Here is a 26,861-nt window from a genome sequence, read left to right as displayed (position 1 = left end):
TGCGTTGGGCCGCATAAGTAACCGTTACCCGCTGGTTTCGAATGCTTAACCACTGGGCATGAGCCGTAAGCGCTGCGGGCAATGAAGCCTGCGGTGCTCCGGTGGAGCGGGCGGTGACGCTCTCCCCACCCGCCTTGGGTCGACTTCGGGTCGACGGACACCGATCTGTCCGCTTCGGTCCCCACATACTTCTCGCCACTGTGCGCGGTACCGCGGTACCCCCGCCGCGACGCTATGGCGTCCGCATGTTGGAACGGAGTATCCGGTTCCCGAGAACCGCTCCATCATGTAACCTGCACGAAATTTTGCACACACACGCAGAGGGCCAGCGTCGTCCCTCGGCACCTGCATATGCCACTTGACGACGACGGGAGAGCCGATGCGTACGCCGCGCCAGCCGTCCCAGCACTCCACGAATGGCCAGAACTGGTCTTTCATGGATGCTCGCCCTGCTGCTCAGGGTATGTACGACCCCCGCAACGAGCGCGACGCCTGCGGCGTCGGCTTCGTGGCCACCCTCACCGGCGAGGCGAGCCACGCGCTGGTCGAGCAGGCGCTCACGGTTCTGCGTAACCTCGAGCACCGCGGCGCCACCGGCTCCGAGCCCGACTCCGGCGACGGCGCGGGCATCCTGTCCCAGGTTCCGGACGCCTTCCTCCGCGAGGTCGCCGGCTTCGAGCTCCCCGCGGCCGGCGGATACGCCGTCGGCATCGCCTTCCTGCCGGAGGACGGGACCGAGGACGCCGTCTCGCAGATCGAGACGATCGCCGCCGAGGAGGACCTGACCGTCCTCGGCTGGCGCGAGGTCCCCGTCGCCCCCGACCTGCTGGGTGCCACCGCCCGCTCGACGATGCCCGCCTTCCGGCAGATCTTCGTCACCGACGGCGCGAGCGAGGGCATCGCCCTCGACCGCAAGGCCTTCGTGCTGCGCAAGCGCGCCGAGCGCGAGGCGGGCGTCTACTTCCCGTCCCTCTCGGCCCGCACGATCGTCTACAAGGGCATGCTGACCACCGGTCAGCTCGAGCCCTTCTTCCCGGATCTGTCCGACCGCCGCTTCGCCTCCGCGATCGCGCTCGTCCACTCGCGCTTCTCGACGAACACCTTCCCGTCGTGGCCCCTGGCGCACCCGTACCGGTTCGTCGCGCACAACGGTGAGATCAACACCGTCAAGGGCAACCGCAACTGGATGGTCGCCCGCGAGTCCCAGCTGGTCTCCGGCCTCTTCGGCGACAAGGACACGCTGGAGCGGATCTTCCCGGTCTGTACGCCGGACGCCTCCGACTCGGCGTCCTTCGACGAGGTGCTCGAGCTGCTCCACCTCGGCGGCCGCTCGCTCCCGCACTCCGTGCTGATGATGATCCCGGAGGCGTGGGAGAACCACGACTCCATGGACCCGGCCCGGCGCGCCTTCTACCAGTACCACTCCACGATGATGGAGCCCTGGGACGGCCCGGCCTGTGTCACCTTCACCGACGGCACCCAGGTCGGCGCGGTCCTCGACCGCAACGGACTGCGCCCCGGCCGCTACTGGGTCACCGACGAGGGCCTCGTCGTCCTCGGCTCCGAGGTCGGCGTCCTCGACATCGACCCCGCCAAGGTGGTCCGCAAGGGCCGCCTGCAGCCCGGCAAGATGTTCCTCGTCGACACCGCCGAGCACCGCATCATCGAGGACGACGAGATCAAGGCCCAGCTCGCCGCCGAGAAGCCTTACGCGGACTGGCTGGAGGCCGGCGAGATCGAGCTGGGCGACCTGCCCGAGCGCGAGCACATCGTCCACACCCACGCCTCGGTCACCCGCCGCCAGCAGACCTTCGGTTACACCGAGGAGGAGCTGCGCGTCATCCTCGCGCCGATGGCCAAGGCCGGTGCCGAGCCGATCGGCTCGATGGGCACGGACTCGCCGATCGCCGCGCTGTCCGAGCGTCCGCGGCTGCTCTTCGACTACTTCACCCAGCTGTTCGCGCAGGTCACCAACCCGCCGCTGGACGCGATCCGCGAGGAGCTGGTCACCTCCCTGCGCTCGTCGCTGGGCCCGCAGGGCAACCTGCTGGACCCGACCGCCGCATCCTGCCGCACCGTCGTGCTGCCCTTCCCGGTCATCGACAACGACGAGCTGGCCAAGCTCATCCACGTCAACGCCGACGGCGACATGCCGGGCTTCAAGGCCGCGACTCTGTCCGGCCTGTACCGGGTGCACGGCGGCGGTGACGCCCTCGCCGCGCGCATCGACGAGATCTGCGCCGAGGCCGACGCGGCCATCGACAACGGCGCCCGGCTGATCGTCCTGTCCGACCGCCACTCCGACGCCGAGCACGCGCCGATCCCGTCGCTGCTGCTCACCGCGGCCGTCCATCACCACCTCATCCGCACCAAGCAGCGCACCCAGGTGGGTCTGCTGGTCGAGGCCGGTGACGTCCGCGAGGTGCACCACGTCGCCCTGCTCATCGGCTTCGGCGCCGCGGCGGTCAACCCGTACCTGGCGATGGAGTCCGTCGAGGACCTGGTCCGCGCGGGGACGTTCCTGTCGGACATCGAGCCCGAGCAGGCCATCCGCAACCTGATCTACGCCCTCGGCAAGGGCGTCCTGAAGGTCATGTCCAAGATGGGCATCTCGACCGTCGCCTCCTACCGCGGCGCCCAGGTCTTCGAGGCCGTCGGCCTCGACACGGCCTTCGTCACGAAGTACTTCAACGGCACCGCCACCAAGATCGGCGGCGTCGGCATCGACGTCGTCGCCAAGGAGGTCGCCGCCCGCCACGCCAAGGCCTACCCGGCGAGCGGCATCGCGCCCGCGCACCGTGCCCTGGAGATAGGCGGCGAGTACCAGTGGCGCCGCGAGGGCGAGCCGCACCTGTTCGACCCGGAGACGGTCTTCCGCCTCCAGCACTCGACGCGCACCGCCCGCTACGACATCTTCAAGAAGTACACCGACCGGGTGAACGAGCAGTCCGAGCGGCTCATGACGCTCCGCGGCCTGTTCGGCTTCAAGAGCGACCGTCAGCCGATCTCCGTCGACGAGGTCGAGCCGGTCAGCGAGATCGTCAAGCGCTTCTCCACGGGCGCCATGTCGTACGGCTCCATCTCCAAGGAGGCGCACGAGACCCTCGCCATCGCCATGAACCAGCTGGGCGGCAAGTCCAACACCGGTGAGGGCGGCGAGGACCCGGACCGTCTGTACGACCCGGCGCGCCGTTCGTCGATCAAGCAGGTCGCCTCCGGCCGCTTCGGCGTCACGTCCGAGTACCTGGTCAACGCCGACGACATCCAGATCAAGATGGCCCAGGGCGCCAAGCCCGGCGAGGGCGGCCAGCTGCCCGGCCACAAGGTCTACCCGTGGGTGGCCAAGACCCGGCACAGCACCCCCGGTGTCGGCCTGATCTCCCCGCCGCCGCACCACGACATCTACTCCATCGAGGACCTGGCCCAGCTGATCCACGACCTGAAGAACGCGAACCCGCAGGCGCGGATTCACGTGAAGCTGGTCTCGGAGGTCGGCGTCGGCACGGTCGCCGCGGGTGTGTCGAAGGCGCACGCGGACGTCGTCCTCATCTCCGGCCACGACGGCGGCACGGGCGCGTCCCCGCTGACGTCGCTCAAGCACGCCGGCGGACCCTGGGAGCTCGGCCTCGCCGAGACCCAGCAGACGCTGCTGCTCAACGGCCTGCGCGACCGCATCGTCGTACAGACCGACGGCCAGCTGAAGACCGGCCGTGACGTCGTCATCGCCGCACTGCTCGGCGCCGAGGAGTTCGGTTTCGCGACCGCTCCGCTCGTCGTCTCCGGCTGCGTCATGATGCGCGTCTGCCACCTGGACACCTGCCCGGTCGGCATCGCCACGCAGAACCCGGAGCTGCGCGACCGGTTCGCCGGCAAGGCCGAGTACGTCGTGAACTTCTTCAAGTTCATCGCCGAGGAGGTCCGCGAGATCCTGGCCGAGCTGGGCTTCCGCTCCATCGAGGAGGCCGTCGGCCACGCCGAGACGCTCGACGTCACGCGTGCCGTCGACCACTGGAAGGCCCAGGGCCTGGACCTGGCCCCGCTCTTCTACGTGCCCGAGCTGCCCGAGGGCGCGGCGCTCCACCAGGTCGTCGAGCAGGACCACGGCCTGGAGAAGGCGCTCGACAACGAGCTGATCAAGCTCGCCGCCGACGCGCTGGCCGCGAACTCCGCGACCGACGCCCAGCCGGTGCGCGCCCAGGTCGCGATCCGCAACATCAACCGCACGGTCGGCACCATGCTCGGCCACGAGGTGACGAAGAAGTTCGGTGGCGCGGGCCTGCCCGACGACACCATCGACATCACCTTCACGGGCTCGGCGGGCCAGTCCTTCGGTGCCTTCCTGCCGCGCGGTGTCACGCTGCGCCTGGAGGGCGACGCCAACGACTACGTCGGCAAGGGCCTCTCCGGTGGCCGTGTGATCGTCCGTCCCGACCGGGGCGCCGACCACCTCGCCGAGTACTCGACGATCGCGGGCAACACCATCGCGTACGGCGCGACCGGCGGCGAGCTGTTCCTGCGTGGTCGTACGGGCGAGCGGTTCTGCGTCCGTAACTCCGGTGCGACGGTCGTGTCCGAGGGCGTGGGCGACCACGGCTGCGAGTACATGACCGGCGGCCGCGCGGTGGTCCTCGGCGAGACGGGCCGCAACTTCGCGGCCGGTATGTCCGGTGGCATCGCGTACGTGATCGACCTGAACCGCGACAACGTCAACGTCGGCAACGTGGGCGCAGTCGAGGAGCTCGACGAGACCGACAAGCAGTGGCTGCACGACGTGGTGCGCCGCCACGCCGAGGAGACCGGTTCGACGGTCGCCGAGAAGCTGCTTGCCGAGTGGCCCGCGTCCGTGGAGCGCTTCAGCAAGATCATCCCCAGTGCCTACAAGGCAGTGCTCGCCGCCAAGGACGCCGCCGAGCGAGCCGGTCTCTCCGAGACCGAGATCACCGAGAAGATGATGGAGGCGGCGATCAATGGCTGACCCGAAGGGCTTTCTCAACCACGGCCGTGAGGTCGCCAAGTCCCGTCCCGTCGATGTGCGCCTGAAGGACTGGAACGAGGTCTACGTCCCCGGCTCCCTGCTGCCGATCATCAGCAAGCAGGCCAGCCGTTGCATGGACTGCGGCATCCCGTTCTGTCACAACGGCTGTCCGCTGGGGAACCTGATCCCCGAGTGGAACGACTTCGCCTACCGCGAGGACTGGCAGGCCGCCTCCGAGCGGCTGCACGCCACGAACAACTTCCCGGAGTTCACGGGCCGCCTGTGCCCGGCCCCGTGTGAGTCGGCGTGTGTGCTCGGCATCAACCAGCCGGCGGTCACCATCAAGAACGTCGAAGTCTCGATCATCGACAAGGCGTGGGAGACCGGTGACGTCGCCCCGCAGGCGCCCGAGCGCCTGTCCGGCAAGACGGTCGCGGTCATCGGCTCGGGCCCGGCGGGCCTGGCCGCCGCCCAGCAGCTCACCCGGGCGGGCCACACCGTCGCCGTCTTCGAGCGCGCCGACCGCATCGGAGGCCTCCTCCGGTACGGCATCCCCGAGTTCAAGATGGAGAAGCGGCACATCAACCGCCGTATCGAGCAGATGCGTGCGGAGGGCACCCGCTTCCGTACGGGCGTCGAGATCGGCCGCGACCTCAAGGCGACGGACCTGCGCAAGCGGTACGACGCGGTCGTCATCGCCGCCGGTGCCACGACGGCCCGTGATCTCCCGGTCCCCGGCCGTGAGCTCAAGGGCGTCCACCAGGCGATGGAGTACCTGCCCCTGGCGAACAAGGTCCAGGAGGGCGACTTCGTGGCCCCGCCGATCTCGGCCGAGGGCAAGCACGTCGTGGTCATCGGCGGTGGCGACACCGGCGCCGACTGCGTGGGCACCGCCCACCGCCAGGGCGCGGCCTCCGTCACGCAGCTGGAGATCATGCCCCGCCCGAACGACGAGCGGAACCCGGTCGCCCAGCCGTGGCCGACCTTCCCGATGCTCTACAAGGTCACCTCCGCGCACGAGGAGGGCGGCGAGCGCGTCTACTCCGTCTCCACCACCCACTTCGAGGGCGACGAGGACGGCAACGTCCAGTGGCTGCACCTCACCGAGGTCGAGTTCGTCGACGGCAAGCTGACCCAGAAGCCGGGCACGGAGCGCAAGATCCCCGCCCAGCTGGTGACGCTGGCGATGGGCTTCACGGGCACGGACCGCGAGAACGGCCTGGTGGACCAGTTCGGCCTGGACCTCGACGAGCGCGGCAACATCGCCCGCGACGCCGCGTTCCAGACCAACGTGCCGGGCGTGTTCGTCGCCGGTGACGCCGGCCGCGGCCAGTCGCTCATCGTGTGGGCGATCGCCGAGGGCCGCTCTGCGGCCAAGGGCGTCGACCGCTTCCTCACGGGCGCGAGCGACCTGCCGGCCCCGATCCGCCCGACGGACCGTTCGCTGATGGTCTGACGGTTCCCCCAGCACGTCCCGTACAAAGGCGTACGGAACATCAGACGGCGCCTGCCCTCCAGTCCCCGACCGGACGATTGGGCAGGCGCCGCCGCATGTCCGCTCCTCGGTGTCCGCTATTTCCCGGGGCTCACCCGGGTGACGATGACCGCGGCGGCGACCGCGAGGACACTGATCAGGCCGAGCCGGCCGCCTCCACCGGACGCCAGATCTTCCGGAAGGGGCGGGGCTGTCGTGCCGTAACCTCGGCACGCAGTGTGGTGATCGAAGGGAGAGTCCGCATGGCCGCGATCAGCCTCAGCAAGGTGGAGGAGACCGCTCCCGCGCTGGTCAGCCTGTACAAACGGGCTGGGGTGTCGCTGGACAAGCACGGGCTGGGCGGGGAGCGGGCCGCGGTCTACCTCGTCGTGGACCATTCGGGCTCGATGAAGCCGTACTACAAGGACGGCAGCGTGCAGGCGCTCGCCGACCGGGTGCTGGGGCTGTCCGCGCACCTCGACGACGACGGTCGCGTCCCGGTGGTGTTCTTCTCGACCGACATCGACGCCGTCACGGACATCGCGCTCGCCGATCACCAGGGGCGGATCGAGCGGATCGTGGCCGGACTCGGCCACATGGGCAAGACCAGCTATCACCTGGCGATGGACGCCGTCATCGACCACTACCTCGACAGCGGGTCCACCGCTCCCGCCCTCGTGGTCTTCCAGACCGACGGCGGCCCGATCAACAAACTCGCCGCGGAACGGTACCTGTGCAAGGCGGCGAAACTGCCCCTGTTCTGGCAGTTCGTCGCCTTCGGCGATCCGGGGAGCCGGCAGTTCGAGTACCTGCGCAAGCTCGACGAGCTGGCCGTGCCGCACAAGCGGGTGATCGACAACGCCGGTTTCTTCCACGCGGGTTCGGATCCCCGGAAGGTGTCCGACGAGGAGCTGTACGACCGTCTCGTGGGCGAGTTCCCGAAGTGGCTGGTGGCCGCCCGGGCGCGGGGGATCGTCCGGTGACCGTCCTGCTGCCCGCCGCCGGACGCGCGGCCGTCGCCTGGAAGAACGGCGGCGGGGTGACCCGGGAGATCGCCGCCTCCCCGCCGGGCGCGGGCATGGACGCCTTCGCCTGGCGCGTCAGCCTCGCCGAGGTCGCCGCGGACGGGCCGTTCTCCGCGTTCCCCGAGGTGGAGCGGACCCTCACGCTCGTCGAGGGCGCGGGCATGGACCTGACCGTGGGCGGGCGGCGGCGGCTCGTCGACACGCGGTACGTTCCCCAGGACTTCCCCGGCGACGTGCCCACCGACTGCCGGCTGCTCGGCGGGCCCGTCGTCAACTTCAACGTGATGTGGCGCAGGGGCGCCGCGGCCCCGACCGTCGCCGTCGTACGCGGCCGGCTCAGCCTGCGGGCGGCGCACGCCCTGATCGTCGCACTCGGCGAGGGCGAGGGCGAGGGAGAGGGCGCGGACGTGGCCGGGGTGCGGCTCGGCCGGCACGACGCCCTCCTGCTGACCGGGGAGGACGCGCTGCTGCACGCGCACGGACCGACGGCGGTCGTCGGACTCACACCGTAGCGACGGCCTCCGAAGCCTTGGCCGGCCGCTTGAACTGCCCATCGTCGAGGGAGAGTCCGAGGGCGTCGAAGTTCTCCGCAGGTGGGCGGGGGACGACGTACCCGGGACGGGGATCATGTTCGGCGCGCGGTGCGGCAGCCGGGCCGGCGCGGTCCGGCCGCTCGCCCCGTTGGCTTGAGCGGGCCGCCGTGACACCCTGGGGTTGATCCGAGGGGGAGGCGCGAATGGACGGCGCACAGTCGGTGAACGAAGAGGCGGGGAGGGCGAGTTCGGCCCGCCGGGGGGAACCCGGCAAGGGCGAGAAGCTCGCCGACTGGGCCGACGGACGGCTCGGGATCTACGCGCTGGCCAAGGCCAACATGCGCAAGGTGTTCCCGGACCACTGGTCCTTCATGCTGGGCGAGATCTGTCTCTACAGCTTCCTCATCCTGATCCTCACCGGCGTCTACCTCACGCTCTTCTTCGAGCCCAGCGGCGCCGAGGTCGTCTACCACGGCTCCTACGGCCCGCTGAACGGCATCGTCATGACCAAGGCGTACGAATCGACGCTGCACATCAGCTTCGACGTGCGCGGCGGCCTGCTGATCCGGCAGATCCACCACTGGTCGGCGCTGGTCTTCGTCACCGGCATGCTCGTGCACATGATGCGGGTGTTCTTCACCGGAGCGTTCCGCAAGCCGCGCGAGGTCAACTGGCTGTTCGGCTGGACCCTGCTGTTCCTGGGCATCCTCACCGGCCTGACCGGCTACTCGCTCCCCGACGACCTGCTCTCCGGCACCGGCGTCCGCTTCGCCGACGGCGCGATCCTGTCCGTCCCGATCGTGGGGACGTACCTGTCCTTCTTCCTCTTCGGCGGGGAGTTCCCGGGCCACGACATCATCTCGAGGTTCTTCCCGATCCACGTGCTGCTGCTGCCCGGGATCATGCTCGGACTGGTCGTCGCCCATCTGATCCTGGTCTTCTACCACAAGCACACCCAGTATCCGGGCCCCGGCCGCGACCAGAAGTCGGTCGTCGGCATGCCCTTCCTGCCGGTCTACATGGCCAAGGCGGGCGGCTTCTTCTTCCTCACCTTCGGCGTGCTGACCATCATGGGCGGCATCGCCAGCATCAACCCCGTGTGGGCCTTCGGGCCGTACCGGCCGGACCTGGTCACCACCGGCGCCCAGCCCGACTGGTACCTCGGCTTCTCCGAGGGACTGATCCGGGTGATGCCGGGATGGGAGATCAACATCTGGGGTCACACCCTGGTGCCGGGCGTTTTCATCCCCTTCTCGCTCTTCCCGCTGATCCTGCTCGCCCTCGGCGTCTATCCCTTCGTCGAGGCGTGGATCACCGGTGACAAACGCGAGCACCACATCCTGGACCGGCCGCGCAACGCCCCCGTGCGCACCGCCCTCGGCGTCGCCTGGCTCAGCCTGTACTTCGTGCTGCTGATCGGCGGCGGCAACGACATCGTGGCCACGCATCTGCACCTGTCCATCAACGCGATCACCTGGTTCGTGCGGATCGGCGTCTTCGTCGCGCCCGTCGTCACCTTCATGGCGACCAAGCGGATCTGCCTCGGCCTCCAGCGCCGCGACCGGGACAAGGTGCTGCACGGCAGGGAGACCGGCACCATCAAACGGCTGCCGCACGGCGAGTACCTCGAGGTCCACGAACCCCTCACACAGGGCGCGCTGTTCACCCTCACCCAGCACGAGCAGAACCCGCCGTACGAGATCGGACCGCGCGTCGACTCCAATGGTGTGCGGCGACCGGTCAAGGTCTCCCAGCGGGTGCGGGAGCGGCTGGCCCGGGCGATGTTCGGGCCCGAGACACACATCCCGAAGCCGACCCTCGAGGAGTACCGGGAGCTCACCAGCGGCGATCACCACCACTGAGGACCCCGGGCCGACAGCTTCCCTAACAAGTGTTTGGTAGGTAACGTGGGCCCATGACAGACGTCGAGGGTCCGGCGTACGAGCCCGGACGCGGGCCGCTTCGCGGGCACGGCGCCGTCATCACCGCGACGGCGGGCGCCGGGACCGGCGGCGCGAAGGCGGGCGTGACGGCGCCGGCCCGGTGCGCGGCGATCGAGGCTGCAGCAGCCGGCGTCACTGGGAGCACCGACCACGACGGACCCGTGCCGATCAAGAAGAAGCCCCAGGTGACCGCGGCAGCGGCCCGTCGCGGCGAACTCCTGAACACCGCCGCCGAGGTCTTCGCCGAGCAGGGCTACAACGCCACCACCGTGCGGAAGATCGCGGACCACGCGGGCATGCTCGCGGGCAGCCTCTATTACCACTTCGACTCCAAGGAGTCGATGCTCGAGGAGATCCTGCGCACCTTCCTCGACGAGCTCTGGGGCGGCTACGACGCCGTCCTGGGCGCCGGTCTGAGCCCGCGCGAGACTCTCGAGGCCCTGGTCACCGAGTCGTTCCGGGAGATCGACCGGCACCGTGCCGCCGTCGCGATCTACCAGAAGGAGTCCAAGCAACTCGTCGGGCAGGAACGGTTCGCGTTCCTCGCCGAGTCGCAGGGCAAGTTCGAGAAGGCGTGGCTGTCCACGCTGGAGCGCGGAGTCGCCGCCCGGATCTTCCGGGCCGACCTCGACGTCCGGCTCACCTACCGGTTCGTCCGCGACACGGTGTGGGTCGCCGCGTCCTGGTACCGGCCGGGCGGACAGCACAGCCCGGAGGAGATCGCCCGGCAGTACCTGTCGATGGTGCTGGACGGGATCGCCGTACGTGAATGACCGCCCTGTGTGAGGGAGTTGCCATGACCGAGGCCTACATCGTCGAAGCGGTCCGTACGCCCGTCGGGCGGCGCGGGGGAGGGCTCAGCGGGGTGCACCCGGCCGATCTGGGCGCGCACGTGCTGAAGGAACTGATCGCCCGCACCGGCGTCGACCCGGCCGCCGTCGAGGACGTCGTCTTCGGCTGCCTGGACGCGGTGGGGCCGCAGGCCGGCGACATCGCGCGCACCGCCTGGCTGGCGGCCGGGCTGCCGGAGGAGGTGCCGGGCGTCACCGTGGACCGGCAGTGCGGCTCCTCACAGCAGGCCGTGCACTTCGCGGCGCAGGCCGTGCTCTCCGGCACCCAGGACCTGGTGGTCGCGGGCGGCGTGCAGAACATGTCCCAGATACCCATCGCCTACGCCACCCGGCAGGCCGCCGAACCGCTCGGCTTCACCCAGGGCCCCTTCGCCGGCAGCGAGGGCTGGCGGGCGCGGTACGGGGACCGGCCCGTGAACCAGTTCGCCGGCGCCGAGATGATCGCCGCGAAGTGGGGGATCAGCCGTCAGGACCAGGAGGAGTTCGCGCTGCGCTCCCACCGGAGGGCACTGCGGGCCGTCGACGAGGGCCGCTTCGAACGGGAGATCGTCGCGTACGACCGGGTCGCCGTCGACGAGGGTCCGCGCCGGGACACCTCCCTGGAGAAGATGGCCGCGCTGAAACCGGTGATCGACGGTGGCACCGTCACCGCCGCCTGCTCCTCCCAGGTGTCCGACGGCGCCGCCGCCCTGCTGCTGGCCTCGGAGCGGGCGGTGCGTGAGCACGGGCTGCGGCCCCGGGCGCGCGTGCACCACCTCTCCGTACGCGGCGAGGACCCCGTCCGCATGCTCACCGCGCCCATCCCGGCCACCGCCCACGCCCTGAAGAAGACCGGCCTGTCCATCCACGACATCGACCTCGTCGAGATCAACGAGGCCTTCGCCCCGGTCGTCCTGGCCTGGCTGAAGGAGACCGGCGCCGACCCGGCGAAGGTCAACATCAACGGCGGCGCGATAGCCCTGGGCCACCCGCTGGGCGCCAGCGGCGCCAAGCTGATGACCACCCTGCTGCACGAACTGGAACGCACCGACGGCCGCTTCGGCCTCCAGACGATGTGCGAGGGCGGCGGGCAGGCCAACGTGACGATCATCGAACGGCTCTGACGAGAGCGCGTGGGAGGCCCTGTGGAGCGAGAGGCAGGGGTGTGACACTCACGTGTCACACTCCAGCACCGTCCGGCACAGCGCACACCGCGCCCGCACCCGCCCCCGCACCGGCACCCTGATCCGCTGATGGCAGGTCGGGCACGGGAACGAGACCCGAAGCGGACCCCGGCCGTCCGGCGTGAAGGCGTACGGCATGCCGGGCGCGGCGGCCGGGGCGTGGTCCTGGGCGTGGCGGCGGTCACGGGCGTAGCGGCGGCGGCCCGCCCAGCCGGCCGCCGTCAGCGGCGGCTGCTGCTCGTCGCGGCGGGCCCGGGCCATGCCCTCCCCGTAGGCCTCGTACGCCTGCGGACTGGTGAACCATGTCGAGGGGTCCTCGCCGAAGACCAGCGCGCGCTTCGCCAGGACGTACCCGAACTCCTCCGGCGTGAGATAGCCCAGCTTCTGCGAGGACGCCGCGTCCTCCCGGAACGCGTCCAGGAGCAGCCAGCCGGCCCCGAGGTACGTCGTCGCCGTGTCCGTGAGGATCTCGTTGTCGCGCGTACCGCGGAAGGACAGGTCCAGGCGGTGCAGATAGACATGCATGATCTCGTGGGCCAGGGCCGCGCCGATGTCCCGGCGATGGGTGCGGAACCGGTCGTTCAGCTCCACGAAGTACTCGGGTCCCGCGGCGAGTTCGATGTTCGCCGCGTGCTCCATCTCCCGGAAGCAGACGATCATCCGCGCGTCCGGCAGCCGGTAGTGCCGCACCAGCTCACCCGCCACGCGCTGGGTGCCCAGATGGAGGTCGTCGGTGTCGCAGAACGCCACGTCGACGGGGGCCACACTGGTCGCGAACGTCTGGATCGTGTCGTACGACAGCCGCTTGTACAGCGCGGTGATGGCCGCCCGCACCGTCTCCAGGTGTGGATAGCCGTGCTCGACCGGTCTGCCGTTCGCCACGCCCGCACCCCCAAGAGGCCTGAACCCAATTCCACTGTACGAGGATGCCCCCGGGTTTCCCCCTCGGTTCGCCCTGTCTGTTTCTCCTGCCGTCCGCCCCTGCCGCTGCCCTCTGCCTCTGCCGTTCTCCCTTCGCGGTTTTTCCCTCGCCGCGTTCTCCCGCGGATGACAGACTCCCGCCGTGAACAGTGAAGAGATCTCCACCGCGACCCTGCGCGTGAGCGGCAAGGACGAAGCCCTCGAGCAGCGCCTCGACGACGAGCTGACCGCCTTCAACGCCGAGGCGACCGGCGCCGGAGCGCCGGAACCGATGACCGTCAGCGTCACGGACACCGCGGGCGAGCTGGTCGGCGGGCTGACCGCGTGGATCTGGGGCAGCTGCTGCGCCGTGTCCATGCTGTGGGTGCGCGCGGACCAGCGGCACGCGGGCTGGGGCAGCCGCCTGATGACGGCCGCCGAGGACGAGGCCGTACGGCGCGGCTGCGGCGAGATGATCGTCTCCTCCTTCACCTTCCAGGCCCCCGACTTCTACCGGGGCCTCGGCTTCCGTGAGACGGGCCGCACCGAGGGCATACCCGGCGGCCACCAGGACGTCCACTTGCACAAGGCCATCGGATCGACAGCCGCGGGCGCCGCGTAGGGTGAACGCTCATGACCACCAGCAACACCGGTACCGGTGACGTCGACCCCGCCGTCCGCGAGGAGCTCACCCGGCTGCGCGACAGCATCGACAACATCGACGCGGCCGTCGTCCACATGCTCGCCGAGCGCTTCAAGTGCACCCAGCAGGTCGGCCACCTCAAGGCCGCACACCAGCTGCCGCCCGCCGACCAGGACCGCGAGGCACGACAGATCGCCCGGCTGCGCGGCCTCGCCGAGAGCGCCAAGCTGGACCCGGCCTTCGCGGAGAAGTTCCTCAACTTCATCGTCGCCGAGGTGATCCGGCACCACGAGCGCATCGCGGAGGCAACAGCGAACGGCTCGGCGACGACGGCCGATTGACGTCGGTCCACGCCGCCGGGGAGTGACACGGCGACGCGTCCGGGGCATGCTGCGCTGTGCACTGTTCGTCAACCGACGGGCACCGAGTGTCAGCACCCCGGACGTAAGCCGGTGGTCCCACCGCGGGAGGGACGTCGGGCCATGCCGTCGGATGCCACGATCCTCATAGTCGACGACCACGAGGACACGCTGTACGCCCTGGAGAACGCCCTCGCCCCGCTCGGCTACCGGGTCAGCCGGGCCACCAGCGGGGACGAGGCGCTCAAGCAGGTGCTGCGCGGCCGCGTCGGCCTGCTCCTGCTCGACGTGCGCATGCCGGGCGTCAGCGGCCTGGAGGTCGTGCGCTACATGCGGCGGGTGGAGCAGACCCAGCACATCCCCGTCATCCTGCTCACCGGCTTCGGCCCCGACCACGAACTGACCTCCGCCGCCTTCGCGCTCGGCGTCGCCGACCTGGTCATGAAACCCGTCGATCCCTGGGCGCTGCGCACCAAGGTCCGCTACCTGTACGACGCCCACCGGCGCCGGCTCGCCCTGGAGCAGGAGGTGCGCGAACTGCGCGCCCTGGTCAAGGACCACGGCGAGGCCGGGAAACATCCGCCGCGACCTGCCCTGCCCCACCCGGACGCCCGCGTTCCGTGCCGGCTGGACATGCCGCGGGCGGCTCCGGCGCGAGAAGGGACATAGGGAGGGACATAGGGTGCGTACCGAACCGCCTCTGTGACTTGCCGTTCACATCGGGCAGCATGTCGTTCATGTCCGTACTGACGCGCGACGAAGCGCAGACCCGTGCCCAGCTCCTCGACGTCCACCGCTACACGATCGAACTCGATCTGACCACCGGCGACGAGACCTTCGGATCCGTGACCCTCATCAGGTTCACCGCGCGCTCGGACGCGGACACGTTCGTCGAGCTCAAGCCGGTCGAGCTGCGCTCCGCCACTCTCGACGGACAGCCCCTCGACCCCGAGACCCTCGACGGCAACCGGCTGCCCCTGAAGAACCTCACCGCCGGCGAGCACGAACTGCGCATCGACGCGAGCATGCGCTACTCCCGCACGGGCGAGGGCATGCACCGCTTCACCGACCCCACCGACGGCGAGACGTACCTCTACACACAGCTGTTCATGGAAGACGTGCAGCGCGTCTTCGCCGCCTTCGACCAGCCCGACCTCAAGGCCGTCTTCGAGCTGACCGTGCGGGCCCCCGAGGGCTGGACCGTCCTCGCCAACGGCGTCACCGACCACCTCGGCGAAGGCCGCTGGCAGGCCGCACCCACCCCGCTCATCTCCACCTACCTCGTCGCCGTCGCCGCCGGACCCTGGCACTCCGTACGCACCGAGCACCGCGGCCTGCCCTTCGGCATCCACTGCCGCCGCTCCCTCGCGCCCCACCTCGACGCGGACGCCGAGGAAATCCTCGAGATCACCAGGCAGTGCTTCGACCGCTACCACGAGAAGTTCGAGGAGCCCTACCCCTTCGACTCCTACGACCAGGCCTTCGTCCCCGAGTTCAACGCGGGCGCCATGGAGAACCCGGGCCTGGTCACCTTCCGCGACGAGTTCGTCTACCGCTCCGCCGTCACCGACACCGAACGCCAGACCCGCGCCATGGTCATCGCCCACGAGATGGCCCACATGTGGTTCGGTGACCTCGTCACCCTGCGCTGGTGGGACGACATCTGGCTCAACGAGTCCTTCGCCGAGTACATGGGCTACCAGACCCTTACCGAAGCCACCCGCTTCACCGACACCTGGACCGACTTCGGCGTCGTCCGCAAGCCCTGGGGCTACGACGCCGACCAGCGCCCCTCCACCCACCCCGTCGCCCCCGAAGCCGTCGAGGACACCGCCTCCGCCCTCCTCAACTTCGACGGCATCTCCTACGCCAAGGGCGCCTCCGCACTCCGCCAGCTGGTGGCCTGGCTCGGCGAGAAGGACTTCCTGGCCGGCATCAACACCCACTTCACCCGCCACCGGTTCGCCAACGCCACCCTCGCCGACTTCATCGACTCCCTCGCCGCCGCCACCGACCGCGACGTCCACGCCTGGGCCGACGCCTGGCTGCGTACCACCGGCGTCGACACGCTCACCCCCGCCGTCACCGCCGGCGCCGACGGCACCTGCACCCTGACCGTCGAGCACACCGGCAGCCGCCCGCACCGCATCGCCGTCGGCCTCTACGACCAGGACCTCACCGACGAGGGACACCTCACCCTCCGCGAACGCCTCGACCTCGACGTCCCGCAGAGCGCCCCGCAGTCCATCGGCAAGCGCCCCGCGCTGCTGCTGCTCAACGACGGCGACCTGACCTACGCCAAGGTCCGCTTCGACCCCGAGTCCTTCGGAGCCGTCCGCGCCGGACTGTCCGGCCTGCCCGACCCACTCACCCGCGCGGTCGTCTGGAACGCCCTGCGCGACTCCGTGCGCGACGGCGAGCTCCCGCCCTCCGCCTACCTGGACGCCGCCCGCGCCCACCTCCCGCACGAGACCGACCTCGCCCTCGTCCAGGGCGTCCTCGCCTTCGCCTCCGCCCACGTCGCCGACCGCTACCTGAAGCCAGAGGACCGCCCCGCCGCCCTCGCCACCCTCAGCGCCCTGTGCCGCGACCTCATCCGCCGCACCGAGGACGGCGACAACCCCGGCCTGCGCCTGATCGCCGTACGCCACTTCATCGACGTCGCCGCCCGGCCGGACACCATCAGCGCCTGGTTCTCCGAGGGCACCGTCCCCGGCGGCCCCGAGCTCGACCCCGAACTGCGCTGGCGCATCCTCGGCCGCCTCGCCGTCCTCGGCGCGATCGACGACGCCGTCATCGACGCCGAACTCGTCCAGGACCCCAGCGCCACCGGCCAGGAGGGCGCCGCCCGCTGCCGGGCCGCCCTGCCCGACCCGGAGGCCAAGCGCACCGCGTGGGAGGCGATGTTCGCCACCGACGACCTGTCCAACTACCTGTTCACCGCCACCGCCCAGGGCTTCTGGCAGCCCGAGCAGGCCGACCTGGTACGCAAGTACGTCCCGCGCTACTACCAGGACGCCGTCGCGGTCGCCGCCCGCCGCGGACCCGCCATCGCCGAGGCCGCCGGCCGCTGGGCGTTCCCGGCCGCCGCCGTCGACGCCGAGACCCTGGGCCTCGGCGAGGAGTGCCTGCGCCACGCCGACCCGATCCCGGCGCTGCGCCGCAAGCTCGTCGACCAACTCGACGACCTGGCACGGGCGTTGCGAGTCAGGGAGGCATAGGACCACGGACGTGGGGCACGGCTGCTCCTCACCCACGATGCGGCATGATCGGCCGGACAGTCCCCGCTTTTAGGAGGCCATCCGTGATCGTGGTGACCGGTGCCACCGGCAACGTCGGCCGTGCCCTCGTCGAACGTCTCGTCGCCGCAGAGCGGCCCGTGCGGGCGCTGACCCGCGATCCGCAGCGGGCCGCTCTGCCGGCGCAGGCCGAGGTGGTCCGCTTCCGGCCGGACGACCCCGCCGCCCTGTTCGCCGGGGCGGCCAGGCTGTTCCTCTACATCCAGGCCGTCGGCGACGCCGCCGGCGGCCTCCTCGACGCGGCCCGCGCCGCCGGAGTACGGCACGTCGTGCTGCTCTCCTCCGGGATCATCCAGGACGGCGCCGACGAGACCCACCCCATCCACGTCATGCACGCCACGGTGGAGCGGCAGATCCGCGACAGCGGCCTGGAGTGGACGTTCCTGCGCCCCAACGCCTTCTCGGCCAACGCCCTGCAGTGGGCCCCGCAGATCCGCGCCGGGAACACCGTCCGCGGCGTCTTCGCCGACGGCCTGACCGCACCCATCCACGAGGACGACATCGCCGCCGTGGCCGAACGCGCCCTCGTCGACGACGGCCACGAGGGCGTCGTCCACCGTCTCACCGGCCCCGAGGCGACCACCAACGCCGAACAGGTCGACGCGATCGGCGGGGCGATCGGCCGCGACCTCCGGTTCGTCGAGGTGCCGCCCGAGCAGGCGGGCCCGGAACTCTTCCCAGGCCTGCCGCCCCACATGGTCGCGGCCCTCGTGAAGACCTTCGCCGCCACCGTCGGCGTGCCTCCGGAGATCACCACCACCGTGGAGGAGATCACCGGCACCCCGGCCCGCCCCTTCGCCCAGTGGGCCCGCGACCACACGGCCGACTTCAAGGGCTGAACCCACACCCCCAACGCGCTCTTCCTGGGTGGGGGTGCTCTGTGCGGGCGCGCTCTTTCTGGGTGGGGGTGCTCCTTCTGGGCGGGGGTGCCCTGTGCGGGCATGTCCTTCCCGCACGGGAGTGCCCCCTGGCGGGTTCCGATCGTTGGGCTCTTCGGGCGCGCCCTCGCATCCGCGTACAAGCTGGAACTCCCCCTGCCCCGCGCCCCGGAGGAGCCCCATGAGCACCCTGCCGCTCGCCTCAGGACCCGAAGGACCCAGCACCCTGCGGCCACTGCTCGACACCGTGCTGGACGCGCTGCGCGAAGGCCGCCGGGCGCGCGGCGGACCACTGCCCGCGGGCGGCCCGGAGGCGGTCGCCGCCCGCCTGCGGGACGCAGTGGGCGACGTACTGCCCGACGACGGCGACCCCGACGCCCTGCGCACCCTCGTGCACGCCCTCGCCGAGGGCGCCGCCGACCCCGCGGACCCCCTGTGCGCCGCCCATCTGCACTGCCCGCCGCTCGCCGTCGCCACCGCCGCCGACCTCGCCGTGAGCGTCCTCAACCCCTCCCTGGACTCCTGGGACCAGGCACCGGCGGCATCCGAACTGGAGGCCCTGGTTTCGCGGGCGCTCGCGCGGCTGGCAGGGCTCGCGGACTCCCTCCTCACCACCGGCGGCACCGAAGCCAACCAGCTCGCCCTGCTGCTTGCCCGGGAAGCGCACGGCGGCAGCGTGCGGCTCGTGTGCGGGGCCAACGCCCACCACTCCCTGCCCCGCGCCGCCTGGCTGCTCGGACTGCCCGAACCCGTCGTCGTCCCCGCCCCCGCCGGCACCCTCGACCCCGCCGCCCTCGACGAGGCACTCACCGAGGTGGGCGGCCCGCTGCTCGTCGCCGCCACCGCCGGCACCACCGACGCCGGCCTCATCGACCCACTGCCCGAGATCGCCGCCCTGTGCGCCGCCCACCACGCCCGGCTGCACGTCGACGCCGCCTACGGCGGAGGCCTCCTCTTCAGCGACCGCCGCCGCGCCGCGCTCACCGGCCTCGAAGCCGCCCACACCGTCACCCTCGACCTGCACAAACTCGGCTGGCAGCCGGTCGCCGCCGGCCTCCTCGCCGTACGGGACACCCACGACCTCGCCGTACTGCACCAGCGTGCCGACTACCTCAACGCCGACGACGACACCGAAGCCGGCCTGCCCGACCTGCTCGGCCGCTCCCTGCGCACCACCCGCCGCCCCGACGTCCTGAAGATCGCCGTCACCCTCAAGGCCCTCGGCAGGACCGGAATCGGAGCCCTCGTCGACCAGGTCTGCGCCCGCGCCGCCGAACTCGCCGAACTCCTCGACACCCACCCCCGCTTCGAACTCTACGACCGCCCCACGATCAGCACGGTCCTCTTCCGGCCCACCGACGCCACCGACGACGCCGTGGCCGACGTACGCCGGCAACTGCTGCACCAGGGCCGCGCCGTCCTCGGCCGGGCCCGCCTCGACGGCCGGCTCTGGCTCAAGGCCACCCTCCTCAACCCCCACATCCGGCCGGACGACCTGGCCGGGCTCCTGAAACTCGTGGAAGGAACCACCTCCAGATGACCACCCCCCCACGCCACGAGCCCGAAACACCCCGCGACCTGATCGGCATCGGCATCGGCCCCTTCAACCTCTCCCTCGCCGCACTCGCCCACCCCCTCGCCGAACTCGACGCCGTCTTCTACGAACAGCGCCCGGGCTTCGACTGGCACCCCGGCCTGCTCATCGACGGCGCCACCATCCAGGTCCCCTTCCTCGCCGACCTGGTGACCCTCGCCGACCCCGCGAGCACCTGGACGTTCCTGAACTACCTCAGGGCCCGCGACCGGCTCTTCCCCTTCTACTTCGCCGAGCGTTTCCACATCCAGCGCGCCGAGTACGACGCCTACTGCCGCTGGGTCGCCGAGAGCCTCCCCGGACTGCACTTCCGTCACCAGGTCGAGGCCGTCCGCTGGAACCCCGAACACGACGTCTTCGAGGTGGACTTCGCCCAGCTCGACACCGACGGCGAGACCGAGGCCCTCGGCCGCGCCCTCACCCGCAACATCGTCCTCGGCGTCGGCACCGAGCCCTACGTCCCCGACCCCCTCCAGCCCCTCGTCGACGCACCCGGGGTGCCTGTCGTCCACGCCGCCGACTACCTCGCCCACCGCGAGACCTTCCTCGCCGCCGAACACGTCACCGTCGTCGGCTCCGGACAGTCCGGCGCCGAGGTCTTCCTCGACCTGCTGCGCCGCCGCCCGCCCGGCCGCGGCCGGATCCACTGGATCGGCCGCACCGAGGCCTTCGCGCCCATGGAGTACTCCAAGCTCGGCCTGGAGCACTTCACCCCCGACTACACCCGCTACTTCCACGCCCTCGCCGAATCCGCCCGCGACCGGCTCCTCAGCTCCCAGTGGCAGCTCCACAAGGGCATCGACACCGACACCATCGCCGCCATCCACGACGAGCTCTACCGCCGCAGCCTGCACGGCGGCTGGCCCGAAGCCGTCCTCACCCCCGGCGTCAGCGTCCGCACGGCCGGCCGTATCGCCACCACCCAGATCGAACTCCACCTGGAACACGTCCAGCAGGACACCCGCTCCCGACTGACCACCGACGCCGTCGTCCTCGCCACCGGCCACCGCGAACGCCCCCTGGACCGCATCCTCGCCGGCCTCGACCCCTACCTGCGCCGCGACAGCCGTGACCGGCCCCGCGTCGACGAACAGTTCCGGCTCGTCCTCGACCCGGCCGTCACCGGCTCCGCGTACGTCCAGAACGCCGAACTGCACACCCACGGCGTGGGCGCCCCCGACCTCGGCCTCGCCGCCTGGCGCAGCGCCACCATCCTCAACTCCCTCACCGGGAAGGAGACGTATCCGCTGCCGACCCGAACCGCCTTCACCACCTTCGGACTCGAGCCGCAACCGCAGATCCCGCAGACCCGGCCGCCGGGGACCCTCACCCCCCTCGTCGAAGGACGCTGAGCAAAACCGCGACGGCGGAAGCGGAAGAGCGCGGCGACGGGAGAAACGCGGCGGCGGGAGACGCCGTGGACGTGTCTCTCCTGGGACTCCAGAGCCCGCCGCGGCCTGAAAAGGATTCGTGAGAATGTTTGCGAATCTCTCCCTCCTATCTGGCCGCACTGTTACCGTCCCGGCATGTCGCTGCAACGGGGGCGTCTGATCTGGGCGATGTGCATCTTCGGGGGAATTTTCCTCGTGATCTATTTCCCGGCGGACGATCATTTCTTTCGCATGGTGATCGACTTATTGGTGCTGATGGCCACGGGATTCCTGTTCCTGGAGATGCATACCTGGACGCAGGCATCAGCACGAGTTCCGGTGCCATTCACGGCGCCCCCGGACGTTCCACCATCGGTGCCCCTCGCGTGGGACGGGCGGCACCGGCCTCCCCCCACCGGCCCCGCGCACCTCTCCCGAGCCGGGGCCGCCGCGCCGGTCACGGCACACATCACGACCGTGCCGCGCTTCGGCGCGGGCTCCAAGGCCCAGCGTTTCCCCTGGCTGCTGCCGTTACGGCCGGCCGCCGCACCCGGCGTCGCCGCCGACCAGGCACACCTGGGCGACCTCGCCGTGCGGGCCGCCTCGATCGTCGGCCCAGGACACCGCTGCCAGGAGCCCGCCGTCGCCCGTCAGGACGCCTACCGCATGACACGGGACGCCGCCGGCGACCACTTGCTGCTGGCCGTGGCCGACGGCGTCTCCAGCAGCGCCCACGCCGAACTCGGGGCCGCCGTGGCGGCGGGCACCGCCGTCAACCACCTCAGGCGCCGACTCGACGAACCGGACGGAGCCGCACGGCTGTCGGCGGCCGAGCTCTTCGAGGAAACCGCTACGGCGATGCTGCGCGAGGCGGAGCGACGTGGCCTGGAAGTCTCCGACGTGTGCGCGGTCCTGTTCGTCGCGGTCATCCCCACCCGCCCCACGGCCCCGACGGGCGAACGCACCATGTGGGCCGCCTGGCTCGGTGACGCGTCCCTGTGGCGCCTCGACGAGGACCGCTGGCGCTACGCCGCCGGCGACCGCAAGGGGACGACGGCCGGCTACGACTCCAACGCCGTCACCCACACCCTCCCCGCCGACCCGCACGCCGTCCGCGAGACCACGCTCACCCTGCGCCCCGGCGACGTGGTGTCACTTGTCTCCGACGGAGTGGGCGACGGCCTCGCCTCCATCGAAGAACTCAACGCCTACCTCGCGGACCGCTGGCAACTGCCCCTGCCCGTCGCCTCGTACCTGAACGACGTCGGCTTCGACGCCGAACGGTTCCTGGACGACCGTACGGCGGTCACCGTCTGGGTCGACCCCGACGCCAGGTCGCGGCCGCCCGATCACGCCACCGCCCCGGCCGGCGAGCGGCTCGGCGGCCAGGACGGGTGGCCGCGGTGACCGCCAACCCGTCGGCGTGGGCCCAGCCGCCCGTCACCTCGCTGGCCGCACTGGGCGCACTCGGCGAACAGATCGCCACGAACAACGGCCAGAGCTCCGAGGTGACCCGCCTCACCGGCCACCACACCGGCCCCGACCTGCTGTTCAAGCGCTACAAGCAACCGCTGGACGACACGGACGCGCTCCGCCTGGACGAACTCGTCGCCTTCGGCCGCTCGGACGCCGCCGCCGGACGCCCGGCCCGCGAAGTACTGCTCGACCGCACCTCCTGGCCGGTCGCCCGCGTCACCGACGACGACTCCGCCACCGTCGGCTGCCTCATCCCCATGGCACCCGACGCCTTCCGCTCACCCGGCGGCGGATTCCGGGAGATCGACACCCTGGCCCGCCCCGACCGCAGGCTGGCCCGCGACGGCACCCCGCCCACGCCCGAGCAGCGGATCACCGCCTGCCGCTGCCTCGTCGGCATCGCCGCCGCACTGGAGCAGCGCAAACTCGTCTACTCCGACTGGAACTACGCCAACGCCTTCTGGAACCCGGCCGACTACACCGTCCACCTCATCGACATGGACGGCTGCGCCCAGGGCACCGGCCCCGACATCCACCAGCCCGGCTGGGAAGACCCACTGGCCCGGCAGGGCATGCCCGCCGACCTGTGCACCGACCGCTACCGCGTCGCGCTGCTGACCGCCCGCTGTCTGACCGGCACCCGCAACCTCGCGGAGGTCCTGCACACGCTCGCCGACCCGCCGCCCGGCGTCCCGGGCGGGGTGGCCGAGCTGCTGCTCGACATGCTCTGGGCCCGAGACCGCGAAACCAGACCCCGCAGCTCGGCGCTACTGGCCGCACTGCACGACGGACCCGTCGTGCAGTTCACCGTCGAGCGCTCCCCGCTGCCCGCCCGGCCCGCGGCCCCCCGCAGCGACACCGCACAGCCGCTGCAGTCCGCCATCACCAAGCCCCCCGCATCCGACGAACCCACCGGTTCACCCGAGCCCCAGGCACCGGCTTCCCTGGACCCGGCCATCGGCTGGGCCCTCGTGATCCTGGTCGTCGCGCTGCTCGTGATCGCCGCAGCGATCGCTTCCTGAACCCCCCGCCAGGACGCGCTCCGAAACGAACGCCACACCTGAATTCGAAGAGCAGAAGGGGAACGCACATGAGCTCTCATGACGACGCCGTGCCCGCCCAGGACATCAGCCCGTACAGCCTGCGGCAGAAATGCCTGCCGACCTATCTCGTGATCGACGCGTCCACTTCGATGCAGCCGCACCAGAACACCCTCAACCGAACCCTGGCGCAGCTGCACGCGACCATTTCCGAGAGCCCCCGAGTCTCGGAATTCGCACACATGTCCTTGATCGCTTTTTCCACGGACGCACACCTCATCATCGAAATGACCGACCTCGATCGAATCCAGGCAATGCCGCAAGTCGTGTGCAACGGAACCACGAACTACTCCGCAGCCTTCGACCTCGTACGCAGCCGCATCGAAACGGACGTCGACGACCTGCGCACCATGGGCATGGCCGTACTGCGCCCCGTGATGTTCCTCCTCACCGACGGCGCCCCCACCGACAAGGGCTGGCACGACGCGTTCCGACGCCTCGTCGACCGCTCCTGGCCCCGGTACCCGCACGTCATCAGTTACGGCTTCGGCGCAGCCAACCCCGACGTGCTCGGCAAGGTCGCCACCAAGGCCGCCTTCCTCGCCGACTCGGACGTCGACCAGGACCACGCCCTGCTCGAAGCCCTCGGCAGCCTCCTCAACTCACTGGTCGCCTCCTCCCGGGCAGGCGAGATGCAGATCCCGCGCTCCGCACCCGGATTCACCGAACAGCCCGTCAGCCAGGAGTACTTGACCGTGTCAGCGGAGTACATGGACTGATCGCCGTGCCCACCCGCCACACAGCCCGGCCGCACAGCCGACTCCTGCTCACCGCCACGGCCCTGCTGGCGGCAGCGGCCCTGCTGCGCATCGTGTCGCCGGACGACCACGCCGACGCGCGACCCGTACCCCACCACGGGCCCACCCACAGCACCACGCCCACCAAGTCCCCGCACCCCACCCGGCACCCCTCCCGCGCGCCCCGCAGCACCTCACCCACCACCGACTCCGCGAACGACCCGACGCACACCGAATCCCAGAACGACCCGACGCCCACCGAATCCGAGAACAACCGGGACGACAAACCGCATGCACACCCCACGGCGTCCAGAACATGACCCAGCCCCACCCCACCCCACCGCACGCTCCCGCGTGCCGAGCAGAGACAGCCGACCATGACACCATCGACCCTCCAGTGCCCGCACTGCGGAGCCGCCAACGACCGTAACTACACCACCTGCGGCCAGTGCGGCACCGTACGCGTCTTCGACCCGCTCGCCCCCGCCGGCGGGGCCCCGCCCACCACCTCGCCCCAGCCCCACCACACCTCACCGCCCACCATCGCCGCGCCCCCCACCGTCCCCGCGCCAACGACCCCCTCGGCCCCTCCCTCGGCCACCCCGGCCCCCCGCTTCGCGCGCGACGTCACCCGCTACCTCTGCACCGCCGTCCACACCGACACCCAGTTCGCCCGCAAAGCCGTGGAACAGATCCTGGAAGAACCACGCCGAGCCGTCGCCTCCTCACCAGGCGTCGACCTCGCCTGCGTACTCCGGCACGCCCTGGCCGCCCGCAGCCGCCAGGTCCGCCGGGACGTCGTACTCGCCCTGCTCCTCCTGGCCCTGGTGATCATGCTGGTCTACACCCACAGCGTGGCCCTGACTCTGATCCTGGGCTTCCTCGCGGCCTGGATCATCGTCGCCGCCGAATCCCTCACGGTCCACTACGGTGTCGTCGCCGGCCAGCTCAAGCGTGAAAACTTCACCCCCGACCAAGCACCCCAACCACTCACACCCGAGAACCGACGACGCATCGCGGCCATCGAGAAACGAGACCGGGGCAACGTCGTCGTCTTCTCGCCCTACACGCCCTTCGTCGGCTACGGACGAGCCACGAACACCTGGTCGTTCGCCCTCGACACCGCGCGACCCCAGCAGGGCGAGCAGGTCATCCCCTTCACCGTCCACGAGCTCAACGACTACCTCGCCGCCCAGGTCGGCGACCTCAAACTACCCGGCGTCCACGTCGAGAACCTCCTCCTGGTCAACGGCGCGGACCTCCTCTACAGCGTCGACGACCGCACCCGGGCCGAACTGCTGCCCGACACCGACGGACCACCCAAGGAGAGAGTCTCACCGGCCCTCCTGCACGAGCTGCGCGAAGACGGCAAGGGCCGCGCCCGCCCCTACCTGGCGATCCGCGTCACCGGCTGGAGCGGCGAACTGGCCACCACCCTCTTCCTGCGGTGCGCACTGCTCTCCGACCACAAAATGCTCTTCATCGAAGGCAGCAGCTCCCTCCTCGCCCCCGTCCGCGAGCGGTACCGCATCGCCGACCAGCTCCTCGGATCACCCACACTCCGCCAGTGGTGGAACCTCGTGGGCGCCGCCGCGCTCCGCGCGCCGGGACTGCTCGTCAGCTCACCCTCCTCGGTGATCGCAGGCCTCTTCGCACCGTTCGCCGAACACCGCAAACAAAGCCGCCAGGCACGGGAGATCCGCCACCGCTCGTTCAACTACGGAGCGTCCTTCAGCATCAGGGACGCCGCGAGCGACCACCTCTACTACCGCTACTTCCAGGAACTCGACCGGGAGCTGTACGCCAAGACGGTCGAACACCGGGTACTGGACGCGCTGGTGCAGTTCATCGAGGACCACAACATCGACTCCAGCGACCTGGTACAGCGCCAGACCACCATCTACAACAACGGCCTGTACGCCGGCGGAAACATGACACTCAACGACTCGGCCGTCGGCACCGGCGGCAGCATCGCCGGCATCTTCAGGCGCGGCCAGAGCGCCGGCGCACCCGTGACGCCGGGACGCACCGGCCCGCCCGCCGCCACCCCGCCCGCCGCCAACACCAACCGAGGAAGGTGACGCCATGTCAGAAACAAACGGCGGGACCGGCAACAGCGGCATCCAGGCGAAGGGAAACATCCACTTCAAAGACAGCGCAGTCGCCATCAACCACTCCACGGCCACCACAAACGCCCCGGCCGAAGCCGACCGCGACGCCGCCATCGCCGAACTCCGCGCCGCAGCACGCCTGCTGCTCGACCAACTCCGCCGCGACCAGGACCAGTACGAGGACGGCGCCGAACTCGTCGACGCCGCCGAACACGTCGAAGCGGAACTCACCCGCGAGGAACCCCGCCGCACCACCCTGCTGCGCTGGCTCGGCTTCATCGCCCCCGCGGTCCAGGCCACAGCCGGGATCGCCGGAAACGTCGCCGCCATCCAGAACACCGTGACCAGCCTGCTGTGACACCACACGGGCGGTGCGGGACCCCAAGGCCCCGCACCGCCCGACACCGCCCGAGAAGCCCGCCTCAAGAGC

The 26,861-nt window shown here is 70.7% G+C and carries 21 protein-coding genes; 20 read left to right on the top strand and 1 reads right to left on the bottom strand.

Features of this window, described 5'->3' with window-relative positions; translation table 11 throughout:
- Positions 1 to 379 precede the first annotated feature (379 nt).
- The 7 genes from gltB (at position 380) to ACFY16_RS04940 (ending at position 11,904) form a co-directional block, all read left to right on the top strand.
- Complete coding sequence (gene gltB / locus ACFY16_RS04970) at positions 380 to 4,975, top strand: glutamate synthase large subunit (protein ID WP_390645651.1); 4,596 nt, start codon at positions 380 to 382, stop codon at positions 4,973 to 4,975.
- On the top strand, positions 4,968 to 6,431 hold the full coding sequence (locus tag ACFY16_RS04965) for a glutamate synthase subunit beta (RefSeq protein ID WP_390645650.1): 1,464 nt from the start codon (positions 4,968 to 4,970) through the stop codon (positions 6,429 to 6,431). The genes gltB and ACFY16_RS04965 overlap by 8 nt, the downstream gene beginning before the upstream one ends.
- 281 nt (positions 6,432 to 6,712) lie before the next feature.
- The gene (locus tag ACFY16_RS04960; protein ID WP_390645649.1) at positions 6,713 to 7,432 is read left to right on the top strand and encodes a vWA domain-containing protein; all 720 of its coding nucleotides are present in this window, start codon (positions 6,713 to 6,715) and stop codon (positions 7,430 to 7,432) included.
- A complete protein-coding gene (locus ACFY16_RS04955; RefSeq protein WP_390645648.1) occupies positions 7,429 to 7,986 on the top strand; it encodes a HutD family protein in 558 nt (185 codons plus the stop codon). Before ACFY16_RS04960 ends, ACFY16_RS04955 begins: the two co-directional genes overlap by 4 nt.
- Positions 7,987 to 8,210: 224 nt before the next feature.
- Positions 8,211 to 9,869, top strand: a complete 1,659-nt coding sequence (locus ACFY16_RS04950; protein ID WP_390645647.1) for a cytochrome bc complex cytochrome b subunit — start codon at positions 8,211 to 8,213, stop codon at positions 9,867 to 9,869.
- Positions 9,870 to 10,111: 242 nt separating this feature from the next.
- Complete coding sequence (locus ACFY16_RS04945; RefSeq protein WP_390646095.1) at positions 10,112 to 10,723, top strand: TetR/AcrR family transcriptional regulator; 612 nt, start codon at positions 10,112 to 10,114, stop codon at positions 10,721 to 10,723.
- Between the two features lie 23 nt (positions 10,724 to 10,746).
- Entirely contained in the window at positions 10,747 to 11,904 is a 1,158-nt protein-coding gene (locus tag ACFY16_RS04940) for an acetyl-CoA C-acetyltransferase (RefSeq protein WP_390645646.1), read from the top strand.
- Positions 11,905 to 11,952: 48 nt separating this feature from the next.
- Here ACFY16_RS04940 and ACFY16_RS04935 read toward each other — a convergent pair whose 3' ends face one another.
- Positions 11,953 to 12,846, bottom strand: coding sequence for a hypothetical protein (locus ACFY16_RS04935; protein ID WP_390645645.1), 894 nt, complete (start codon positions 12,844 to 12,846; stop codon positions 11,953 to 11,955).
- A 181-nt stretch (positions 12,847 to 13,027) separates the two neighbouring features.
- Here ACFY16_RS04935 and ACFY16_RS04930 point away from each other — a divergent pair, with 181 nt between their 5' ends.
- The 13 genes from ACFY16_RS04930 (at position 13,028) to ACFY16_RS04870 (ending at position 26,789) form a co-directional block, all read left to right on the top strand.
- Complete coding sequence (locus ACFY16_RS04930) at positions 13,028 to 13,486, top strand: GNAT family N-acetyltransferase (protein ID WP_390645644.1); 459 nt, start codon at positions 13,028 to 13,030, stop codon at positions 13,484 to 13,486.
- An 11-nt stretch (positions 13,487 to 13,497) separates the two neighbouring features.
- On the top strand, positions 13,498 to 13,848 hold the full coding sequence (locus ACFY16_RS04925; protein ID WP_390645643.1) for a chorismate mutase: 351 nt from the start codon (positions 13,498 to 13,500) through the stop codon (positions 13,846 to 13,848).
- A 141-nt stretch (positions 13,849 to 13,989) separates the two neighbouring features.
- Positions 13,990 to 14,535, top strand: a complete 546-nt coding sequence (locus ACFY16_RS04920) for a two-component system response regulator (protein ID WP_390645642.1) — start codon at positions 13,990 to 13,992, stop codon at positions 14,533 to 14,535.
- Between the two features lie 68 nt (positions 14,536 to 14,603).
- Positions 14,604 to 17,087, top strand: a complete 2,484-nt coding sequence (pepN, locus tag ACFY16_RS04915) for an aminopeptidase N (protein ID WP_390645641.1) — start codon at positions 14,604 to 14,606, stop codon at positions 17,085 to 17,087.
- An 83-nt stretch (positions 17,088 to 17,170) separates the two neighbouring features.
- Positions 17,171 to 18,004: an NAD(P)H-binding protein gene (locus ACFY16_RS04910; RefSeq protein ID WP_390645640.1), complete on the top strand. Its 834-nt coding sequence runs from the start codon at positions 17,171 to 17,173 to the stop codon at positions 18,002 to 18,004.
- A gap of 220 nt (positions 18,005 to 18,224) precedes the next feature.
- On the top strand, positions 18,225 to 19,583 hold the full coding sequence (locus tag ACFY16_RS04905; protein WP_390645639.1) for a pyridoxal phosphate-dependent decarboxylase family protein: 1,359 nt from the start codon (positions 18,225 to 18,227) through the stop codon (positions 19,581 to 19,583).
- Positions 19,580 to 20,989 (top strand): lysine N(6)-hydroxylase/L-ornithine N(5)-oxygenase family protein, encoded by a 1,410-nt coding sequence (locus ACFY16_RS04900; protein WP_390645638.1) that lies wholly within the window; start codon positions 19,580 to 19,582, stop codon positions 20,987 to 20,989. The genes ACFY16_RS04905 and ACFY16_RS04900 overlap by 4 nt, the downstream gene beginning before the upstream one ends.
- Before the next feature lie 174 nt (positions 20,990 to 21,163).
- The gene (locus ACFY16_RS04895) at positions 21,164 to 22,414 is read left to right on the top strand and encodes a protein phosphatase 2C domain-containing protein (protein ID WP_390645637.1); all 1,251 of its coding nucleotides are present in this window, start codon (positions 21,164 to 21,166) and stop codon (positions 22,412 to 22,414) included.
- Positions 22,411 to 23,505, top strand: coding sequence for a hypothetical protein (locus ACFY16_RS04890; RefSeq protein WP_390645636.1), 1,095 nt, complete (start codon positions 22,411 to 22,413; stop codon positions 23,503 to 23,505). Before ACFY16_RS04895 ends, ACFY16_RS04890 begins: the two co-directional genes overlap by 4 nt.
- A 68-nt stretch (positions 23,506 to 23,573) precedes the next feature.
- Complete coding sequence (locus ACFY16_RS04885) at positions 23,574 to 24,302, top strand: VWA domain-containing protein (RefSeq protein WP_390645635.1); 729 nt, start codon at positions 23,574 to 23,576, stop codon at positions 24,300 to 24,302.
- Positions 24,303 to 24,307: 5 nt separating this feature from the next.
- Positions 24,308 to 24,640, top strand: coding sequence for a hypothetical protein (locus ACFY16_RS04880; RefSeq protein WP_390645634.1), 333 nt, complete (start codon positions 24,308 to 24,310; stop codon positions 24,638 to 24,640).
- 57 nt (positions 24,641 to 24,697) lie between these two features.
- On the top strand, positions 24,698 to 26,401 hold the full coding sequence (locus tag ACFY16_RS04875) for a hypothetical protein (RefSeq protein ID WP_390645633.1): 1,704 nt from the start codon (positions 24,698 to 24,700) through the stop codon (positions 26,399 to 26,401).
- A 4-nt stretch (positions 26,402 to 26,405) separates the two neighbouring features.
- Positions 26,406 to 26,789: a hypothetical protein gene (locus ACFY16_RS04870; protein ID WP_390645632.1), complete on the top strand. Its 384-nt coding sequence runs from the start codon at positions 26,406 to 26,408 to the stop codon at positions 26,787 to 26,789.
- Positions 26,790 to 26,861 lie beyond the last annotated feature (72 nt).

Source organism: Streptomyces sp. NPDC001315, from assembly GCF_042896175.1.
Classification (GTDB): domain Bacteria; phylum Actinomycetota; class Actinomycetes; order Streptomycetales; family Streptomycetaceae; genus Streptomyces.
The sequence above is the reverse complement of the archived record's forward strand: the minus strand, read 5'-3'. Positions and strand labels throughout refer to the sequence as shown.

Coding starts and splice junctions, on each gene's coding strand:
- gltB (WP_390645651.1), top strand. CDS start 380: ATGCGTACGCCGCGCCAGCCGTCCCAGCACTCCACGAATGGCCAGAAC.
- ACFY16_RS04965 (WP_390645650.1), top strand. CDS start 4,968: ATGGCTGACCCGAAGGGCTTTCTCAACCACGGCCGTGAGGTCGCCAAG.
- ACFY16_RS04960 (WP_390645649.1), top strand. CDS start 6,713: ATGGCCGCGATCAGCCTCAGCAAGGTGGAGGAGACCGCTCCCGCGCTG.
- ACFY16_RS04950 (WP_390645647.1), top strand. CDS start 8,211: ATGGACGGCGCACAGTCGGTGAACGAAGAGGCGGGGAGGGCGAGTTCG.
- ACFY16_RS04940 (WP_390645646.1), top strand. CDS start 10,747: ATGACCGAGGCCTACATCGTCGAAGCGGTCCGTACGCCCGTCGGGCGG.
- ACFY16_RS04925 (WP_390645643.1), top strand. CDS start 13,498: ATGACCACCAGCAACACCGGTACCGGTGACGTCGACCCCGCCGTCCGC.
- ACFY16_RS04920 (WP_390645642.1), top strand. CDS start 13,990: ATGCCGTCGGATGCCACGATCCTCATAGTCGACGACCACGAGGACACG.
- pepN (WP_390645641.1), top strand. CDS start 14,604: ATGTCCGTACTGACGCGCGACGAAGCGCAGACCCGTGCCCAGCTCCTC.
- ACFY16_RS04905 (WP_390645639.1), top strand. CDS start 18,225: ATGAGCACCCTGCCGCTCGCCTCAGGACCCGAAGGACCCAGCACCCTG.
- ACFY16_RS04900 (WP_390645638.1), top strand. CDS start 19,580: ATGACCACCCCCCCACGCCACGAGCCCGAAACACCCCGCGACCTGATC.
- ACFY16_RS04895 (WP_390645637.1), top strand. CDS start 21,164: ATGTCGCTGCAACGGGGGCGTCTGATCTGGGCGATGTGCATCTTCGGG.
- ACFY16_RS04885 (WP_390645635.1), top strand. CDS start 23,574: ATGAGCTCTCATGACGACGCCGTGCCCGCCCAGGACATCAGCCCGTAC.
- ACFY16_RS04875 (WP_390645633.1), top strand. CDS start 24,698: ATGACACCATCGACCCTCCAGTGCCCGCACTGCGGAGCCGCCAACGAC.
- ACFY16_RS04870 (WP_390645632.1), top strand. CDS start 26,406: ATGTCAGAAACAAACGGCGGGACCGGCAACAGCGGCATCCAGGCGAAG.